This is a genomic window from Mesobacillus sp. S13, assembly GCF_020422885.1.
Classification (GTDB): domain Bacteria; phylum Bacillota; class Bacilli; order Bacillales; family Cytobacillaceae; genus Mesobacillus; species Mesobacillus selenatarsenatis_A.
This window is the reverse complement of record NZ_CP084622.1, coordinates 3,055,302-3,074,315: the sequence shown is the minus strand read 5'-3', so window position 1 is coordinate 3,074,315 and position 19,014 is coordinate 3,055,302. Positions and strand designations below refer to the sequence as shown.

20 protein-coding genes are annotated in these 19,014 nt (G+C 42.9%); 19 read left to right on the top strand and 1 reads right to left on the bottom strand.

Annotation, left to right across the window (positions count from 1 at the left end; genetic code table 11):
• Positions 1–25 precede the first annotated feature (25 nt).
• The 8 genes from LGO15_RS15740 (at position 26) to LGO15_RS15705 (ending at position 6,760) form a co-directional block, all read left to right on the top strand.
• On the top strand, positions 26–580 hold the full coding sequence (locus LGO15_RS15740; RefSeq protein WP_167831360.1) for a ReoY family proteolytic degradation factor: 555 nt from the start codon (positions 26–28) through the stop codon (positions 578–580).
• A gap of 1,129 nt (positions 581–1,709) precedes the next feature.
• Positions 1,710–2,165, top strand: a complete 456-nt coding sequence (locus LGO15_RS15735) for a YpiF family protein (RefSeq protein WP_226085232.1) — start codon at positions 1,710–1,712, stop codon at positions 2,163–2,165.
• A 155-nt stretch (positions 2,166–2,320) separates the two neighbouring features.
• Positions 2,321–2,827 (top strand): QcrA and Rieske domain-containing protein, encoded by a 507-nt coding sequence (locus tag LGO15_RS15730; protein WP_167831358.1) that lies wholly within the window; start codon positions 2,321–2,323, stop codon positions 2,825–2,827.
• Positions 2,828–2,830: 3 nt separating this feature from the next.
• The gene (gene qcrB / locus LGO15_RS15725) at positions 2,831–3,505 is read left to right on the top strand and encodes a menaquinol-cytochrome c reductase cytochrome b subunit (protein ID WP_102263395.1); all 675 of its coding nucleotides are present in this window, start codon (positions 2,831–2,833) and stop codon (positions 3,503–3,505) included.
• Between the two features lie 67 nt (positions 3,506–3,572).
• The gene (locus LGO15_RS15720; RefSeq protein ID WP_226085231.1) at positions 3,573–4,331 is read left to right on the top strand and encodes a menaquinol-cytochrome c reductase cytochrome b/c subunit; all 759 of its coding nucleotides are present in this window, start codon (positions 3,573–3,575) and stop codon (positions 4,329–4,331) included.
• Between the two features lie 220 nt (positions 4,332–4,551).
• Positions 4,552–5,154, top strand: a complete 603-nt coding sequence (locus LGO15_RS15715; protein WP_167831680.1) for a lipoprotein heptaprenylglyceryl N-acetyltransferase LhaT — start codon at positions 4,552–4,554, stop codon at positions 5,152–5,154.
• A gap of 69 nt (positions 5,155–5,223) precedes the next feature.
• Complete coding sequence (gene ypjB / locus LGO15_RS15710; RefSeq protein WP_226085230.1) at positions 5,224–6,021, top strand: sporulation protein YpjB; 798 nt, start codon at positions 5,224–5,226, stop codon at positions 6,019–6,021.
• A gap of 61 nt (positions 6,022–6,082) precedes the next feature.
• On the top strand, positions 6,083–6,760 hold the full coding sequence (locus tag LGO15_RS15705) for a zinc metallopeptidase (RefSeq protein WP_167831355.1): 678 nt from the start codon (positions 6,083–6,085) through the stop codon (positions 6,758–6,760).
• A gap of 106 nt (positions 6,761–6,866) precedes the next feature.
• Here LGO15_RS15705 and LGO15_RS15700 read toward each other — a convergent pair whose 3' ends face one another.
• On the bottom strand, positions 6,867–7,739 hold the full coding sequence (locus LGO15_RS15700) for a YitT family protein (protein ID WP_167831354.1): 873 nt from the start codon (positions 7,737–7,739) through the stop codon (positions 6,867–6,869).
• Between the two features lie 286 nt (positions 7,740–8,025).
• On the opposite strand from LGO15_RS15700, the gene LGO15_RS15695 reads away from it, so the two are divergent.
• From LGO15_RS15695 to dinG, 11 genes are all read left to right on the top strand, one after another.
• Positions 8,026–8,340, top strand: a complete 315-nt coding sequence (locus LGO15_RS15695) for a nucleotide pyrophosphohydrolase (protein ID WP_226087913.1) — start codon at positions 8,026–8,028, stop codon at positions 8,338–8,340.
• 15 nt (positions 8,341–8,355) lie between these two features.
• Entirely contained in the window at positions 8,356–9,156 is an 801-nt protein-coding gene (gene dapB, locus LGO15_RS15690) for a 4-hydroxy-tetrahydrodipicolinate reductase (protein ID WP_226087912.1), read from the top strand.
• 11 nt (positions 9,157–9,167) lie between these two features.
• Positions 9,168–9,599 carry a methylglyoxal synthase gene (gene mgsA / locus LGO15_RS15685; RefSeq protein ID WP_167831353.1) on the top strand — a complete coding sequence of 144 codons (432 nt, stop codon included), beginning with the start codon at positions 9,168–9,170 and terminating at the stop codon, positions 9,597–9,599.
• Positions 9,580–10,296, top strand: a complete 717-nt coding sequence (bshB1, locus tag LGO15_RS15680; protein WP_226087911.1) for a bacillithiol biosynthesis deacetylase BshB1 — start codon at positions 9,580–9,582, stop codon at positions 10,294–10,296. Before mgsA ends, bshB1 begins: the two co-directional genes overlap by 20 nt.
• Entirely contained in the window at positions 10,293–11,432 is a 1,140-nt protein-coding gene (gene bshA / locus LGO15_RS15675; protein ID WP_226085229.1) for an N-acetyl-alpha-D-glucosaminyl L-malate synthase BshA, read from the top strand. Before bshB1 ends, bshA begins: the two co-directional genes overlap by 4 nt.
• Positions 11,429–12,637, top strand: a complete 1,209-nt coding sequence (locus LGO15_RS15670) for a CCA tRNA nucleotidyltransferase (protein ID WP_318999789.1) — start codon at positions 11,429–11,431, stop codon at positions 12,635–12,637. The genes bshA and LGO15_RS15670 overlap by 4 nt, the downstream gene beginning before the upstream one ends.
• A complete protein-coding gene (locus LGO15_RS15665) occupies positions 12,598–13,593 on the top strand; it encodes a biotin--[acetyl-CoA-carboxylase] ligase (protein WP_226085228.1) in 996 nt (331 codons plus the stop codon). The genes LGO15_RS15670 and LGO15_RS15665 overlap by 40 nt, the downstream gene beginning before the upstream one ends.
• A gap of 242 nt (positions 13,594–13,835) precedes the next feature.
• Positions 13,836–14,672 (top strand): 3-methyl-2-oxobutanoate hydroxymethyltransferase, encoded by an 837-nt coding sequence (gene panB, locus LGO15_RS15660; RefSeq protein WP_226085227.1) that lies wholly within the window; start codon positions 13,836–13,838, stop codon positions 14,670–14,672.
• Positions 14,669–15,517 carry a pantoate--beta-alanine ligase gene (panC, locus tag LGO15_RS15655; protein WP_226085226.1) on the top strand — a complete coding sequence of 283 codons (849 nt, stop codon included), beginning with the start codon at positions 14,669–14,671 and terminating at the stop codon, positions 15,515–15,517. Before panB ends, panC begins: the two co-directional genes overlap by 4 nt.
• Positions 15,518–15,540: 23 nt before the next feature.
• Positions 15,541–15,927 carry an aspartate 1-decarboxylase gene (gene panD / locus LGO15_RS15650; RefSeq protein WP_226085225.1) on the top strand — a complete coding sequence of 129 codons (387 nt, stop codon included), beginning with the start codon at positions 15,541–15,543 and terminating at the stop codon, positions 15,925–15,927.
• A gap of 254 nt (positions 15,928–16,181) precedes the next feature.
• Positions 16,182–18,968 (top strand): ATP-dependent DNA helicase DinG, encoded by a 2,787-nt coding sequence (gene dinG, locus LGO15_RS15645; protein ID WP_226085224.1) that lies wholly within the window; start codon positions 16,182–16,184, stop codon positions 18,966–18,968.
• The last annotated feature ends 46 nt before the right edge of the window (positions 18,969–19,014 follow it).

Here is a 19,014-nt window from a genome sequence, read left to right as displayed (position 1 = left end):
AGTTATGCAGAGGAGGGATTCAAAAATGACAACCCCTGTATCTGTCAACGAGAAAAAGGATTTTATTCGCTGGTTTTTGAACCATTATCAGCTTAAAAGGCGGGAATGCGTTTGGATCCTTAACTACTTGATGAGCCATGACCAGCTGATGGAAAAGGTGCACTTTGTGGATAATGCACAGTATTGTCCAAGGGGATTAGTAATGTCGACCCATTGCGTCGATGAAGTGCCATTCAGGTTCTTCAAAGAAAACGTAATGACGACGGATGCAGAAAAGTCGTTCCACGACATTCGTCTGAACAGAGAAGAGGAAATTTACATCCAATTGAATTTCCACGCTTCAAACAAAGCCCACCAGTTTGCGGCCGTACTGGAAGAAAACCCATATGTTCCAGGCCAGCTCCAAATCAGCGAAAGTGACAAGATGGTAGCAGAAAGATTCCTTGAAGAAAGTATCCAAAAGTTCCAGAAAGACAAACTGCTCACCATGATCGATGAAGCACTGGACAGCCAGGACCAGAAAGCTTTTGAACAACTCACAGAACAATTAAAAAGATTGGGCACAGTCAATTCGTTATAGCTTGCTTTAGATAGCAGGCTTTTTATTTTGCATTTTTATACGGACGGTGTGTTTTGATGAAAAGTGAGAACAAGGTGTTGTAATGGCCGGAATCTAAGGTTGTCCCCTACAAGATTTCAGGGTTTAGCTGCGATATTGACTGAACCTGGTGTGACTTCGGACAAAACTACGAGGAGAAGCCACGAATTTGTCTGAACCCGGTGTGACTTCAGACAAAACTACGAGGAGAAGCCACGAATTTGTCTGAACCCAGTGTGACTTCAGACAAAACTTTGAGGATAAGCCATAAATTTGTCTAAACCAAGGGTGACTTCAGACAAAACTAAGAGGATAAGCCATAAATTTGTCTGAACCCGGTGTGACTTCAGACAAAACTTCGAGGATAAGCCATAAATTTGTCTGAACCCGGTGTGACTTCAGACAAAACTACGAGGAGAAGCCACGAAATTGTCTGAACCCGGTGTGACTTCAGACAAAACTTTGAGGACAAACCGCAATTTTGTCTGAACCCGGTGTGACTTCAGACAAAACTTTGAGGACAAACCGCAATTTTGTCCGAACCCGGGTCGACTTCAGACAAAACGAAGAGGACAAACCGCAATTTTGTCTGAACCTGGTTCAACTTCGGACAAAACGAGGAGGAGAAGCCGTAATCTTGTCCGAAGCCGGGTCAACTTCGGACAAAACGAGGAGGAGAAGCCGTAATCTTGTCCGAAGCCGGGTCAACTTCGGACAAAACGAAGAGGACAAACCGCAATTTTGTCTGAACCTGGTTCAACTTCGGACAAAACGAAGAGGACAAACCGCAATTTTGTCCGAACCCGGGTCGACTTCAGACAAAACGAAGAGGACAAACCGCAATTTTGTCTGAATCTGGTTCAACTTCGGACAAAACGAGGAGGAGAAGCCGTAATCTTGTCCGAACCCGGGTCGACTTCGGACAAAACAAAGAGGGTAAGCCACAATTATGTCTGAACTCATTGATTCGGTTATCTATAAAGCCAAGAAACCAACACACCATACGGTTCGAAAACTATTTTCAATATGATATTATAGAGTAGATGTAAATAAGGGCCTTAGGTAGCCTTTAGTTACGACTCAAGCCTAAATGATAGATGGAGTTGGTTTTATGAAATGGGTGGCAGCAGATGTGGAAATGTACCAAAAAGCTGCTGAGTATGTCGACACAGCAATTGTCCCGTTATTGCCAGTTTCTTTTGGTGATGACATGAAACAAAATGCTTCGATGGCGGAATTCACTGGAATACTTACATCACAGCTGGAGAAGCAGTTTCGGGGCCGGATTTTCCTCTTGCCTGATTTTGTTTACATAAAAGGAAATGAGGGTAGCTTGAACGTTTTGAAGGAATGGGAGAACACTCTATTGGACAAGCATTTCAAGCATGTTTTTTATGTGACGTCCGACAGCAGCTGGAGACAGCAGGAGAAAGAGTTGATTGGAAATGTTCTTTGGCTTCCGTCCTTGTCTTTGGAGCACATGCAGGAGCAGCAGAAAGTGGCTATAGTGGAGGATCAGGTAAAGCAATTACTTTCTTTGTTTACTGAGAAATGGGAAGAAGAATAGTTTCGTGTTATTTTTATCACTGCAAAAAATGTTTTCAACATAGTATTATATTGATTTTGTAATGAGATTGATATATCATGGTTATGTCCTAGTTTTAAAATGTGTTTAAATTATGTCCGTTGGGGACTTAACTTGGGAATAGAGGGGGGAATAGCGTGAGTAAGCATCGTGTTTCAAGACGTCAATTCTTAAACTATACTCTAACAGGTGTAGGCGGTTTCATGGCTGCAGGGATGCTGATGCCAATGGTTCGATTTGCCGTTGATCCTGTACTGAAGGGTGAGGATGCGGGAGATTTTATCGCGACTCCATTGAAAATCGCAGATATCACAAATGAACCGCAAAAAGTCAACTTTACTTTCACACAAAAAGATGCATGGTATGAATCTGAAGAGACTGGAACTGCTTGGGTATTCAAAAACGAAGGCGGGGACATTATTGCCCTGTCGCCAGTATGTAAACACCTTGGCTGTGTTGTAGACTGGAATACGGATAAGAAAAATCCGAATATGTTCTTCTGTCCATGCCACTACGGCCTTTACGAGAAGGACGGTACTAACGTGCCGGGCACACCGCCGTTGGCACCATTGGATGTATATCCAACAAAAGAAAAAGACGGGTTCCTTTATGTAGGAAAAGCCGAACCACGAAAGGGGGCGTAATCTTTGTTAAACAAAATTTACGATTGGGTAGATGAACGTTTAGATATTACGCCTTTGTGGCGCGATATCGCAGACCATGAGGTTCCTGAGCACGTTAACCCGGCGCACCACTTTTCTGCGTTCGTGTATTGCTTTGGCGGTCTGACGTTTTTCATCACTGTCATACAGATTCTTTCAGGGATGTTCCTGACAATGTACTACGTGCCGGACATCAAGAATGCATGGGAGTCTGTTTACTATCTTCAAAACCAGGTAGCATTTGGACAAATTGTCCGCGGTATGCATCACTGGGGTGCGAGCCTTGTCATCGTTATGATGTTCTTACATACGCTTCGCGTGTTCTTCCAGGGCGCTTATAAGAAACCTCGTGAATTGAACTGGGTCGTCGGAGTCCTGATTTTCTTCGTCATGCTGGCTCTTGGATTGACAGGCTACTTGCTTCCATGGGATATGAAAGCATTATTCGCAACTAAGGTTACATTGCAGATTGCAGAGGCTGTTCCATTGATTGGTCCTTACATTAAGATATTACTTTCCGGACATTCAACGATCGTTGGTGCACAAACCTTGACTCGTTTCTTCGCGATCCACGTATTCTTCCTGCCGGCTGCACTTTTAGGCTTAATGGGAGCGCACTTCTTGATGATTCGTAAGCAAGGTATTTCTGGTCCATTGTAAAATTCGAATGAAAATGTTGTGCGAACCGTGATTCGCCAATGATACGGAAAAAGGAGGGGATTGCTCGATGCATCGTGGTAAAGGTATGAAGTTCGTAGGAGACTCTCGTGTCCCTGCAGAACGCAAGCCTAATATTCCGAAAGACTACTCGGAATACCCTGGCAAAACGGAAGCGTTTTGGCCAAACTTCCTGTTGAAGGAATGGATGGTTGGTGCGGTCTTCCTCATCGGATACTTGAGCTTGACAATTGCTCACCCGTCTCCGCTTGAGAGGATTGCCGACCCTACTGATACAGGGTATATTCCATTGCCAGACTGGTATTTCTTATTCTTATATCAATTGCTTAAATATTCTTATGCTTCCGGGCCATATACAGTAATTGGAGCTATGGTAATTCCGGGTCTTGCATTTGGTGCATTATTGCTTGCGCCGTTTATTGACCGCGGTCCAGAACGCCGTCCATCAAAGCGTCCACTTGCTACTGGTTTTATGCTGTTGGCAATCGCTTCAATCTTCTACCTTACTTGGGAATCTGTTGCCCACCATGACTGGGAAGCAGCCAAGAAGCAGGGAGCGATCGTCGATGTTGAGATCGACAAGAACTCTGACGGATATAAAATCGCACAAGCACAGACATGTACTTCCTGCCACGGTGGGGAGTTCGGGGGCAGTGCTACTGCGCCAAGTCTGTTGGATACTAAATTGAATGCTGAAGAAATTGCAGACGTTGCCAAGAATGGTCAAGGTAACATGCCTGCTGTCTTCAAAGGTACTGACGAAGAACTTCAGACACTTGCTGAATTCATCGACGGCCTAAGCGAGTAATATTTCAAAGAACCTGTAAGATAACTTGCAGGTTCTTTTTCATGTAGACGGATAAATACTCTGACTTTGGTCTCCTTCATACATAGGGTAAGTTGAATCTTGAATAAGGATTGAATTAAATACATATAGCACTTAATGAAAGATCAAGGAAAACTTGGATTATTTTCTACAAACTGTAATAATAGTGATAGAAAACTTGGGAATGGAGATAGTCAAGATGATAAAAAGATTATACCCTTTACTAGGGAATAGGTCCGTCTTGTGGCTGTTATTTTGGGTGAATGTGTTAGGGACAGCCTACGGGTACTATTGGTACAAATGGCAGCTTATCGATACACCACCGCGGTTTCTTCTTTTCGTCCCAGATAGTCCAACTGCAAGCTTGTTTTTTGTATTCGTTTTGGGGGCATTCCTTATGGGGAGAAATTGGCCTTTAATGGAAGCATTGGCTATCGTAAGCTTAGTCAAATATGGCCTATGGGCTGTGGTCATGAACTCAATGGTGTTCTTCGTTTCAGGCCAGCTCGACTGGATCGGCCTCATGCTGATGGCTTCCCATTTTGCGATGGCGGTGGAAGGGGTGTTATACGCTCCTTTTTATCGGATGAAAGCATGGCATTTGATTGTCGCTGCAGTGGTCGTTCTTCATAATGAAATCATTGACTATGTTTTTGAAATGATGCCTAGGTACCATACGCTAGATTTATATATGGACCAAATTGGATACTTTACATTCTGGCTGAGCATTTTCTCAATTGCCGTTGGTTATTATTTCGGACTGCGGCCTGAGCGATTCGCACTCTCGCTAAAAAGATCAAGATAACCCTTTAATTTTGGTCTAACCTTGTCCACCCTCTCATACATTTTAATAGTATTTAGAGGGGGGACAGGAATGAGAGCAAAATATCTTTTATTCTTTACGGTGCTACTATTATTGCTTGCGCCGTTCGCAGCATACGCAGAACCACAGTCGCCTGTTGAGGAACTGGACAATATATCAGACCAAGCTCTGCAAATGGTCAAACTTCACCGATATGATGATGCGAACAGATTGTTGAATCATTTTTCAGAAGAATTCCTGATAGTCGCCGGGGATGGTCGTCCATTCACTATGGATGAATTGCGGATTATTACTGTAGCGCATGATGAAGCAGTTGAAGCGGTGGCAAACAATGACCTGGGACATGCTGAAAGGATGAATCGGGTTACAAAATTCAGACTTGTAATTGATGCGATTGCCTCCACTCATCAGCCGTTATGGACTGAAATGGAAGGTCCCATCATGACAGTATTCAATGATATGAAGACTGCTGCTTATGAAGGTGATAATGACGAATTCCATTCGAACCTTAATTCATTTCTGTCATTGTATAATGTCATTTATCCGAGCATGAAGATTGACATCACACCGGAAAGAATCCAAAAAGTTGATGCTAAAATCAGCTTTATTGACCAGTATCGGCCCCAAGTTCTCGAAGAAGCCACCAGCCAGGAGGAACTGGAAGCCCTTGAGTCGGACTTGCAGAATATCTTTGATGACATGACCGAGGATGAAGCGGATCCATCCCTGTGGTGGGTAATGATTTCTACTGGAAGCATCATCATTCTTACATTGTCCTATGTTGGTTGGAGAAAATATAGAGGGGACAATGAGAAAAAGAGAAATGTACAAAAAGAACGAAAAAATTGACACCGCTATCTAGTATTAATAAAATAATGATAACAGCAAGAGTTGTAAGGGGAGGTACTAGATGTCTACGTTAATTTATTTTGCGCTTATTATTTTGATCCCATTATGGGCTCAATTCAAAGTAAAAGGAGCATACAAGAAATATTCACAGGTCGCTTCTTCGTCACAAATGACTGGGGCTGAGGTAGCGCGTAAGATCTTGGATGATAACGGTTTATATAATGTTGGCGTCGAGGAAACAAGAGGTTATTTAAGTGACCACTACGACCCGCGTTCAAAGGTTGTCCGTTTATCCTCCGGAAACTTTTTCGGCCATTCAGTCGCAGCAGCAGCAATTGCTGCTCATGAGGTAGGCCATGCGATTCAGGATGCTGAGGACTATGCATTCCTTCGCTTCCGCCATGCGCTTGTTCCAGTGGCAAGCTTAGGGTCAAACTTTTCCTGGATCCTGATCCTAATTGGGATTTTTGCTCAATTAAGCGGTTTACTGTTACTTGGTATCCTATTCATGGCTGCTGCTGTTGTTTTCCAGATCATAACCTTGCCGGTGGAATTCAACGCTTCCAACAGGGCAATGGACCTGGTAGTTTCAAATGGCATCATTCGCAATGATGAAGAAAGAGAAACAAAGAAAGTTTTGAATGCAGCTGCTTTGACCTATGTAGCTGCAGCAGCGGTTGCGGTCCTTGAACTGTTGCGCTTAGTGATGATATATACTGGAATGACCAGTGAAGAATAAAAAAATCCGGAGAATTCTCCGGATTTTTTTGTTAATTAGAAAATAATATATCAACCTTTGGAGTAGGCTGACCAAGGCAATTGCGCTTTTTGTTCTGTGCGATTTTTTATCTCTCCAAAGGCAATTTGTTTTCATCAAGCGTAAACCCTTCACCAAGTACATCATGGACCACTGTGACCGACACAAAAGCGTGTGGGTCGACTGAATTAATGACACTTTTCAATCGGACAATTTCGTTCTTGGCTACCACGCAGTATAAAACATCTCTTTCAGCTTTCGTATAAGAGCCTACAGCTTTTAGGCTTGTGACACCCCGGTCCATTTCCTTCATGATTTTTGCTGCGATCTCTTCATTATTTTCTGAGATAATCATGGCTCCTCTTGCAGCGTATGCCCCTTCTTGCATAAAGTCGATTACCCTTGCCCCCACAAAAACAACTACAAGTGTATACATGGCCTCCCTATAGTTGAGGTATGTAAGAAGGGAAAGAGTTATAACACCAAAGTCGAACATGAACATTGTCCGGCCCATCGTCCACCCAAAATATTTTTGCGCAAGTCTTGCGATAATGTCGACTCCGCCTGTTGTTCCGCCATAACGGAAGATGATACCGAGACCAATCCCAATGAACACGCCCGCAAACAAAGCAGCTAAAAATAAGTCTTCATATAGGGGCATCTGAATCTGATATTTCTGGAATATAGCCAGAAATATGGAAACACCTACAGTTCCTATGATGGTATAAATGAATACATTCCGTCCAAGCAGCTTCCAGCCTATAAAAAACAGCGGCAGGTTTAATAATAAGTTCGTGATCGATGGAGACCAGCCGAATACGAAATAAAGCAAGAGTGTAATACCGGTGAATCCGCCTTCTGCCAGGTTATTCTGCATATTGAAATGAACAAGACCGAATGAAAAAATAGCCGCACCAAGCAAAATGAAAAAGATGTTTTTGAATTTTAAGCCCTTCAGCACGTTTATTCCTCCTAAAAGTACGACTAAAATGAACCAAATGAAGCGCTTATATTATATAAAATATAACCAACAAGGGCAATCTTTTACAGGAGGGACATGAAGAGTCGGAATTTTCTACACTCCACGTCCGGTTCATACTGATATAAAGCTTCATTGTTGGTATGTCCATAATTAGTTTGAAATAAAAATATTTGTCAAAGTACCTCCATTAAGCTAACATCGATATAGATAATAGAACAACATACATACTAAAGGTTGGGTGAGTTTCTTGAGTGAAAATAAAACGATGAAAGAACTCCAGCAGGAAGTGGATGCATATATTAGCCAGTTTAAAGAGGGATACTTCAGTCCGCTCGCATTGACTGCACGCATGACCGAGGAGCTGGGTGAGCTGGCTCGCGAGGTAAACCATTTTTATGGCGAGAAGCCAAAGAAGAATGATGAAAAGGAAAAGACAATTGAAGAAGAGCTGGGAGATATGCTATTTGTTATGATTTGTTTTGCCAACTCTTTAAATATAGACCTGGAAGAAGCACATAACATGGTCATGAAAAAGTTCAATACAAGGGACAAAGACCGCTGGACGAGAAAAGACAGTTAAAGGAGACAAGGGATGATGGGAAAAGTAAAAATAGTCATTGCAGGACCACGTGGAAGAATGGGAAAAGAGGCTGTCAACCTCGTGCTGGGAACAGAAGAATATGAACTCGCAGGAGTTGTTGACCGAAAGTATGAAGGAATGAAAATTGGGGAGCTCGACGGTTTTCCGGAGAGTGAAGCCTTAATCTATACGGATTTTGAGAAATGTCTTCAGGAAGTAGAGCCAGACGTATTGATCGATTTGACGACACCTGAAGTCGGCATGTTCCATACAAGGACTGCATTGAAATATAAAGTTCGCCCAGTAGTAGGGACAACAGGGTTCAGTCAAGAAGACCTTGAAGAACTTGAACAGCTTTGCGCACAACAGGAAACAGGCTGTATCATTGCACCGAATTTTGCAGTCGGAGCAGTGCTGATGATGAAATTCTCGCAAATGGCCGCCAAATATTTCAATGATGTTGAAATAATTGAACTGCACCATGATCAGAAGCTGGATGCGCCATCAGGTACAGCCGTAAAAACGGCTCAAATGATATCGGATGTTCGTGAGCCTAAAAAACAGGGCCATGCTGACGAGAAAGAAACGATTCAGGGTGCCCGCGGTGCGGATTATGAAGGAATGCATATTCATTCTGTTAGGCTTCCTGGACTTATTGCACACCAGCAAGTGTTATTTGGCGCTGACGGACAAACATTGACGATACGCCATGATTCGTATAATCGAAGCTCCTTTATGTCCGGGGTAAAGCTTGCGGTGGATACCGTCATGAAAATGGATGGTTTTGTTTACGGACTAGAGAATATCATTGAATAGGGGAGAAACCAATGAATATTGCCTTAATTGCCCACGATAAAAAGAAAGATGATCTTGTGGGTTTCGCAGTCGCTTATAAAGAAATCTTTGAGAAACATACATTATTCGCTACTGGAACTACAGGGCTAAGGATCATTGAAGCAACCGGCCTGAACGTGACAAGGTTTCAATCCGGCCCCCTTGGCGGTGACCAGGAAATCGGCGCACGAATCGCCAACAATCTAATGGATGCAGTATTCTTCTTCAGGGATCCACTTACTGCCCAGCCGCATGAGCCTGATGTGACAGCCCTGCTACGGCTTTGTGATGTATATTCTGTCCCGCTTGCGACCAATATGGGAACAGCGGAGATTCTCGTCAAAGGAATCGAAAGAGGAGACCTGGACTGGCGAAATATAGTGAAAGAAGAAACTGGTGATGTACATGGAACCAATGAATCTTGATATACTGGCATTCGGTGCCCATGCTGATGATGTGGAAATCGGCATGGGTGGAACAATCGCAAAATATGCTGCCGAAGGAAAATCCATTGGGATATGTGATTTGACGAAAGCGGAGATGTCTTCGAATGGAACGGTAGATACGAGGAGACGTGAAGCAAATGAAGCAGCCGGCATTCTTGGGGTGAAGATGAGGGAAGCACTTGATTTGCCGGACAGAGGCTTGTTTTTAAAGGATGAATACATAAGGGAAATTGTTAGAGTGATCAGGCGTAACACACCGGACATAGTTTTTGCACCTTATTTTGATGACCGTCATCCTGACCATGGCAGCTGTGCCCGCCTTGTCGAGGAGGCGGTCTTTTCGGCAGCAGTAAGAAGATATGATGAAGAGCATGGATTGGCACCACATAGGCCAAAAGCTTTATATTTTTATATGATTAATGGATTCCATAAACCCGATTTTGTTGTTGATGTTTCAGAGACGATCCATATAAAAATCAATGCGCTGAATGCCTATGAAAGCCAATTCATGAAAGGGGCAGCCACATTCGATACTCCGCTTGTGAATGGCTATATCGAAACAGTTGAGGCCCGCGAGAAACTATTTGGCAAAGAAGCCGGTGTTGCCTATGCTGAGGGTTTCATGTCAAAAAAACCATTGTTAATCCAAAAGGATTTGTTAGGGGAAGGAAAATGAAAAAATTAAAAATTGGCATCACCTGTTACCCGACGGTAGGAGGGTCTGGAGTTGTCGCAACAGAACTCGGGAAGCTGCTGGCAGAGAAAGGCCATGAGATCCATTTTATCTCCTCGAGCCTTCCCTTCCGGTTGAAGAAGATGTATCGAAATATCTATTCTCATGAGGTAGAAGTCAATCAATATTCTGTCTTTCAATATCCGCCATATGATATCGCGCTTGCAAGCAAAATTGCAGAGGTCGCTGTTATGGAAAATCTAGATGTCCTGCACGTGCATTATGCAATCCCCCATGCGGTCTGTGCCATTTTGGCCCGCCAGATGAGCGGGCGGGATCTGAAGATTGTCACTACGCTTCATGGTACCGATATAACTGTACTTGGATATGATCCATCTCTTACAGATGCTATTCGTTTCGGAATTGAAAAGTCGGACTATGTTACAGCAGTGTCCAATTCGCTCATTCAGCAGACATATGATTTAATCAAACCGGATAAAGAAATTGACTGCGTTTATAATTTCATCGACACTCGTGTCAACAAACGAATTGACTCGCTGGACCTTAAAAAGGAATTTGGAATCCTGCCTGAAGAAAAAGTGGTCATCCATGTTTCCAACTTCCGGCCAGTTAAAAGAGTTCCTGATGTCATCAAAGCATTCGCAGGAATTGCAGAAAAAATGCCGGCTAAACTTTTGCTGGTAGGAGATGGCCCGGAAATGAAGACTGTCTGCAGTCTTGCAAGTGAACTAGGGATACGAGACAAAGTCCTTCTTCTTGGTAAACAGGAGAGAGTTGAGGAATTATATTCAATTAGTGATTTAATGCTTCTCCTTTCAGAAAAAGAAAGTTTCGGATTGGTCGCTTTGGAAGCGATGGCTTGTGGCGTGCCATGTATCGGAACGAATGTAGGCGGAATCCCGGAAGTAATCGTAGATGGAGAGACGGGATTCGTGTGTGAATTAGGAAATACTGAAGAAATTACCAAGAAGGCTGTTAATATCCTTTCCAATCCGGCCTTACACAAGAGATTTGCTGAAAACTCGATAGAACGGGCGGAGAAGAGTTTCAGCGCTGAACAGATTGTTTCTGAATATGAAAGCATTTACTATACCCTCGTTGGGCAGGAAGAACAATGATCGGCGATCCATTCAAACAGGCAGTACCTGTCCTTCAATTAATCGAGAATGCTGGATTTGAAGCCTATTTTGTCGGCGGTTCTGTCAGGGATCATATCCTGGGCCGCGAAATATCCGATGTGGATATCGCTACCTCGGCGTTACCTGAGGAGTTAAAAGAAATTTTCCCTAAAACCAATGATGTGGGAATTGAACATGGAACTATACTCGTCCATCATAAGAATGGCCACTACGAAATCACGACATTCCGTTCAGAAGGAAACTACTCTGATTTCCGCAGGCCTGATAAGGTTTCATTCATTCGGTCATTAAAGGAAGATCTTCAGCGTCGGGATTTTACGATGAATGCTATGGCGATGGACAAAGAAGGGAACATTATCGATCCTTTCGCAGGAAAAGAGGCAATAAAAAACAAACAGATAGCCACTGTAGGCAATCCGGAAGAACGATTCGGAGAAGATGCACTAAGGATGTTAAGGGCTGTCAGATTCCAGTCACAATTATCTTTTTCAATTGAAAAACGTACTTTAGAATCGCTTTGCGCTCTATCTCACCTGTTGGACAACATCGCAGTCGAACGGAAAACGGTGGAATTTGAGAAATTGCTCATGGGTACAGGCAGGAGAGAAGCGGTCCATTTGCTGGCGGATAGCGGGATGATACACTATTTGCCAGGCTTGAAAGGTCGTAGTGATACAATGATACGTTTTTCGAGTCGTTTGACAGAGAACTTCAAACTGACAGATTCCTGGGTTCTGTTAGTTTACGAATTAGGGTTGAAGGATAAAGAAATTGATGTTTTCTTGAGAGAATGGAAGCTCCCAGTCAATAAAATTAAGAGGATCATCAAAACTCTTTCATTATTAATACATCGCCTTGAAAATGACTGGAATCTGGAATTGGTCTATAATGCAGGGCTGGAAGATGCGATTAGTGCTGAAATAGTATATTCATCCCTCCAAAATAATAGCGTCAATTTAAATAAGATCAGGGAATTGTATGAGCAGCTTCCAATTAAGCACCGCAAGGAATTAGACGTAACGGGGAACGATGTCATGGACTGGATGAATCAACCTCCTGGACCATGGCTGCGCCAGACTATTGAAGAAATTGAGCGTTCTGTGATTTATGGCGTTGTACCAAATGAGAAGGAGAAAATAAAGAAATGGCTGAGCGGGTTCAATCAGAAATCAGAAAAAAGTTAATTGATGCCTTTACAAAAAATGAAACTGAATACTTGTCAGGACAACATCTTGCCGATATTGCGGGCTGTACACGTACGGCCGTTTGGAAGCATATTGAAGAACTTCGCAAGGAGGGTTTTCAGTTTGAGGCGGTAAGAAAAAAAGGCTATAAGATCGTTTCAATCCCTGACAATATGTCTGCAGATAAAATTAACCTGGGTTTAAACACTGAATTTTTAGGCAGGAACCTTCACTACCATGACAGCGTGGAATCGACCCAAAAAATTGCGTATAAACTGGCATACGAACATGCCGAAGAAGGAACAGTCGTGATTGCCGAAGAGCAAACTGCAGGTAGGGGCAGAATGGATCGGAAATGGCATTCTCCCAAGTACTCTGGAATATGGATGAGTCTCATCCTCAGACCGAAAATTCCGATCCCTAAGGCTCCGCAGCTGACATTGATCACAGCAGTGGGTGTAGTACAGGCTATAGAGGAGGTAACAGGCCTGCTGCCCGAAATAAAATGGCCGAATGATATACTCATTAACGGAAAGAAAATAACCGGGATCCTCACCGAGCTCCAGGCGGAATCTGACCGTATTAATTCAATCATTATTGGCATCGGCATAAACGTGAATACAGATATTGAAGACTTCCCGGAGGATATCCGGCCAATTGCTTCGTCGCTCTCCATCGAATCTGGCAAAAAGATAGATAGGGAAAAACTGATCAGGTCGATACTGGAAAAAATGGAGAAATTATATTTGCTTTATCTGGAAAAAGGCTTTTTTCCAATCAAGCTGATGTGGGAAAGCTATGCGATCAGCATAGGTAAGCAAATCACTGCAAGAACAATCACAGGGGAAATCAAGGGAAAAGCTACCGGAATAACGGAAGATGGAGTTTTATTAATCGAGGATTCTGCAGGAGACATTCATCATATCTATTCCGCGGATATCCAGATAGATGGTTAATTTCGTTTTGTAGCCAAAAAAGTAGTCATTTGCTATAATCAATCTGGGCGGTATCGAAAGAACTGCACCTTGGTGACTAATAATAAACAAAATAGTTCTGCCTGGATCCGGTAGCGGACTGGGACAGAGGGATGAAACAAGTACAGGCTTCAAAGGGTCCTTCTGGCATAGATGGGCCCTTTTTTAGTGTCTGACATTGATGGATTGTTTTATCTCCTCTTCAGAAAAAGGGAGGAATGAAAATGAAACAAACAACTGATTTCTTGAAAATGAAGCAAACAGGCAACAAGATCGTCATGGTAACGGCCTATGATTATCCTTCTGCAAAACATGCAGAACAGGCTGAAGCGGATATGATCCTCGTGGGAGATTCCCTTGGTATGGTCGTGCTTGGCTATGACTCGACTGTTCCGGTGACGATGGAGGATATGATCCACCATTCGAAGGCAGTCAAGCGGGGAGCGGCCAACACATTCATTGTTGTCGATTTGCCATTTATGAGCTATCATCTGTCGATCAAAGACACGCTTATAAACGGAGCAAGAATTATGCAGGAAACAGGGGCAAATGCAGTTAAATTAGAAGGTGCTGACGAGGTCATCGGCCATATAAACGCACTGACAAAGGCGGGGGTCCCGGTAGTAGCACACCTTGGATTAACTCCGCAATCCGTAGGAGTACTTGGTGGATATAAAGTACAGGGGAAAAGCGCGGATGATGCAAAGAAATTAATGGATGACGCGAAAAAGTGCGAAGAGGCAGGTGCCTTTGCACTTGTGCTGGAATGCGTCCCTAAACAGCTTGCAGAACAAGTCAGCCAGAACCTAACTATCCCGACAATTGGGATCGGGGCTGGTGCAGAGGTAGACGGACAGGTTCTTGTATACCATGATATCATCACCTATGGCGTGGACCGAGTCCCGAAATTTGTAAAACAGTATACGAATGTAAATGAACTAATCTCTACTGGGCTCAATGCCTATGTATCTGAAGTCAGACATAAGGCCTTCCCGGAAGATAAACATAGTTTCACCATGAAGGAAGAAGAATTGAAGGCATTGTACGGGGGAAAAGAATGAAAATCGTCAGAACCATCACCGAGATGCAAGAACAAATGCAAAAACTGAAATCTGAAGGGAAAACCATCGGGTATGTACCAACCATGGGCTTCCTCCATGAAGGCCATATTTCATTAATGAAGAAGGCCCGTCCGGAAAATGACATTGTTGTCCTGAGCATTTTTGTGAATCCCCTCCAGTTCGGTCCGTCTGAGGATTTGGATGCCTATCCACGCGATTTTGAGCGCGACCATAAAATCGCGGAAGCTGAAGGTGTGGATTTTATCTTTTATCCTTCCGCTGAAGAAATGTATCCAGGAAATGCTTCAGTTAAGGTCAATGTTGTTGAAAGGACCAATGTACTGTGCGGAAAGTCAAGGCCTGGCCATTTTGATGGAGTAGCAACAGTTCTTTTCAAACTGTTCAATATCATCCTGCCGACTAAAGCGTATTTTGGGCTGAAGGATGCCCAACAGGTTGCAGTGGTCGATGGTTTGATCAAGGATTTTAATTTTCCAATACAATTGATTCCGGTTGAAACAGTCCGTGAAGAAGATGGTCTTGCAAAGAGTTCAAGAAATGTCTACTTATCTGAAGAGGAAAGAATACAGGCGGTTGAACTTAGCAAGAGCCTGAAGATGGCTAAAAGTGCAATAGAAAATGGCGAAAGAAATTCTGATGAACTTGTCAGTTTGATGAAAAATCATATAAATGAAAATACGACTGGTACAGTTGATTATATTGAAATCTATTCCTATCCTGAGCTAGAAGAAATGAAAATGCTGAAGGGGAAAGTTATCGTAGCGCTTGCGGTGAAGTTCTCTAAAGCCAGATTGATTGATAATACCATTTTAGAAGTAGAATAACTTATATAGGGGGATTATATTCCATGTTCCGCACCATGATGAATGCTAAAATACATCGAGCACGAGTTACTGAAGCTAATCTTAACTATGTCGGCAGCATCACGATCGACACAGATATTCTGGATGCAGTCGGTATGGTTGCTAATGAAAAAGTACAAATTGTCAATAATAATAATGGCGCGCGCTTCGAAACATATATTATACCTGGGGAAAGAGGGAGCGGTGTAGTTTGCCTTAACGGTGCAGCAGCTCGTCTTGTCCATGAAGGTGACGTCGTAATCATCATTTCCTATGCCCTTGTAGCGGAAGAGAAGGTTCCGTCCCACCAGCCTAAAGTAGCGCTGATGGATGAAAACAACCGTATTGTAGAAATGATTCATGCTGAGCCCGAGAAAACGGTATTTCTATAGAACAAGAAAACTCCCGAACCATCGGGAGTTTTTTCATACCATTACTCATTCGTCCACGTCTGCCGATACAGTATGGTGTACAGACTTTTTTACTAGTATAACTAAATTGGATCATCCAAATTCCTATATAATGGTCATAATAGGTATAAGCCTGAAAGAGAATGTAGAAAGGCCTGGGATGAGACTCCCGCTTTCACTTTCCAATATTTTGTGATACGGTTTTGTTTGACTGAATGTTAGAGGTGTATTGAAGAATGAGCCAAAAATTTGTAGTTGTAGATTTAGAAACAACGGGTAATTCCCCTAAAAAGGGTGACCGTATTATACAATTCGGGGCCGTGATCATCGAGGGTGGAAAGATAACTGGCAGATTCTCATCGCTTGTCAATCCAATGCAGGAGATTCCAGCTTTCATTGAAGAATTGACAGGAATTTCAGAATCAATGGTGAAGAATGCCCCATTATTTGAGGAAATCGCTCCGCAGGTTTCTGATATGCTTGAAGATGCTTATTTTGTGGCTCATAATGTCTTGTTTGACCTTTCTTTTTTACAAGAAGAATTAATAAACTCAGGCCAGGAAGGATTTTATGGACCTGTTATCGATACAGTGGAAATGGCAAGAATCCTTTATCCGTCAGCTGACAGCTATAAACTGACTGATTTGGCAGCCAGGGAGGGGTTGGATCATGACCGTCCACACCAGGCTGATAGCGATGCGCAAGTGACCGCAGAATTACTGTTAATCATGCTCGATGCAGCGAAAGCTCTGCCTCTTGTTACAGTCAAAGAGCTTGCAAAGCTTTCTGAGGGACTCAAGAGTGATCTTCACCTGATTTTTGATGATGTTTTGAATATGAAGGAGAGCAGTCTCGAAGATCTGCCTGACCATATAGAAGTCTACCGCGGGATTGCCTTGAAAAAGAGAGCTGAAATCCAAAAGGCTATACATAGTGTAATTAAGTATCCCCAATCAGTGGAGGAAAAAAAGACTTTGCTACAAAAAGCTTTTTCTGGTTATGAGATCAGGCATGGACAGTTCGCGATGATGGATTATGTCCACGAAGCATTCATAAGGAATGGCCATGCTCTCATCGAAGCCGGAACAGGTGTAGGCAAGTCTCTTGGTTATTTGATTCCAGCAGCCATTTTTTCCATGGATATTCACAACCCTGTTGTAGTAAGTACCTATACCACACAGCTTCAGGAGCAGCTCTTACACAATGATGTACCGAAACTGGCTGAGGTTCTGGGTACGAAAATAAATGCCTCTCTCATTAAAGGAAGAAACAACTATATCAGCATGGCCCGGTTTGAGCATTCCCTGCGAGAGGTAGAAGAAAATTACGATACAGCCCTTACTAAAATGCAAATCCTTGTATGGCTTACACAAACAGAGACCGGAGATTTTGATGAACTCAATTTGTCTAGTGGAGGTATCCTCTTCTGGAGTAAAGTAAAGAATGAGCCTGCCCTTTTCCTTAAGACAAAGCACTGGGAGAGTTATGACTTTTATCAAAGGGCGGTTGAAAAAGCGCAACAAGCAGATATTCTGATCACGAATCATGCCATGCTTCTTGCCGACCTTGTTTCTGAAAAGGGTCCACTGCCGAATTATGACTATGTAATTCTTGATGAAGGCCATCAATTTGAAAAGGCAGCAGGAAAATACTTTGGGAGGTCGCTGGATTATCTGGCTGTCAGGCTTGTACTGAATCAGCTTGGACTTTATGACCAAAACCAATTGTTTTATAAATTGGAGAGATTGCTGCAAAATGAATCAGGAGACGGCAGACTGCATACCTTTGAGGTCAGCCAGTTGATTTCCGATTTGGTATATGAAACCGAGGAACTCTTTAAGCTTGCTGGAACATATGCAAGAAAGTCGGTTAAGAATAAAGCCTATGGTAGCAAAATACATGCAGGCATGATTCCGGACAGGGATAATCGTGTTTGGACAGCATTGAAAACAACAGCAGAAAGATTTTATTTTGACTTAAAGGATTTAATTATTGCACTGGAAGAAAGGCTAAATGAAGCCGGGAAGAGCAACCGTCCATATACGGGAGTGCAGCAATCCATTCTGGAAGAGGTTGTACAGGTTAAAGAAGACTTAGAAGCAATCCGTGATACGGCCAGAACCCTATTTATGGACGATAGTGGCTATGTGAGATGGATTGAGGCAGATTTAAGGTCTTTGCAAAACTCAACAACCATTTTTTCACGCCCTGTCTATGTATCAGACTATTTGGCTCAACGATTTTTTGCGAAAAAGAAAAGCGTAGTGGTCACATCAGCCACGCTTTCTGTCAATAATTCCTTCAGTTTTATTAAAAAGGAATTGGGGCTTGAGAATACTCTCATGGAAAAGCAAATTCCTTCACCATTTTCTTATGACTCTCAGGTCAAGCTGATTGTTCCTGATGACTTGCCGGATATAAAATCTGTGTCTCATGATGACTATGTGGCTGCCATAACAGAACATATCATCTCCATCGCAGAAGCAACGAAAGGCAGGATGCTGATTTTATTCACATCACATGAAATGCTGAAGAAGGCGTATGAATTAATTAAAGAGAGCGGTCTACTTGAAGAATTTATTTTAATTGCACAGGGTATTACAGCAGGCAGCAGGACAAGGTTGACCAGGAATTTCAAGCGGTTCGACAAAGCGATTTTGTTCGGGACCAGCAGTTTCTGGGAGGGTGTCGATATTCCTGGAGAGGACCTCTCATGTTTAATCATCGTGAGGCTCCCATTTACACCTCCTGATGAACCAATCACAGCTGCAAAATGTTCCATAATCAAGGAAAGCGGGGGCAGCCCTTTTAATGAACTATCTCTGCCAGAAGCGGTTCTACGGTTTAAGCAAGGGTTTGGAAGGCTGATTCGAACAACTAATGACAGAGGGTTGATTTTTGTCTTTGACCGAAGGCTTGTGACCACATCGTATGGAAGAGCCTTTTTACATTCTGTACCTGACATTCCAGTTGAAAAAGGGAATATCACAAAAATAGTCGAAATGGTACATGATTGGCTGTAGTCTTCCTGAAAAATATCAGTATTGAATGCTTACTTTTTATAAAAGC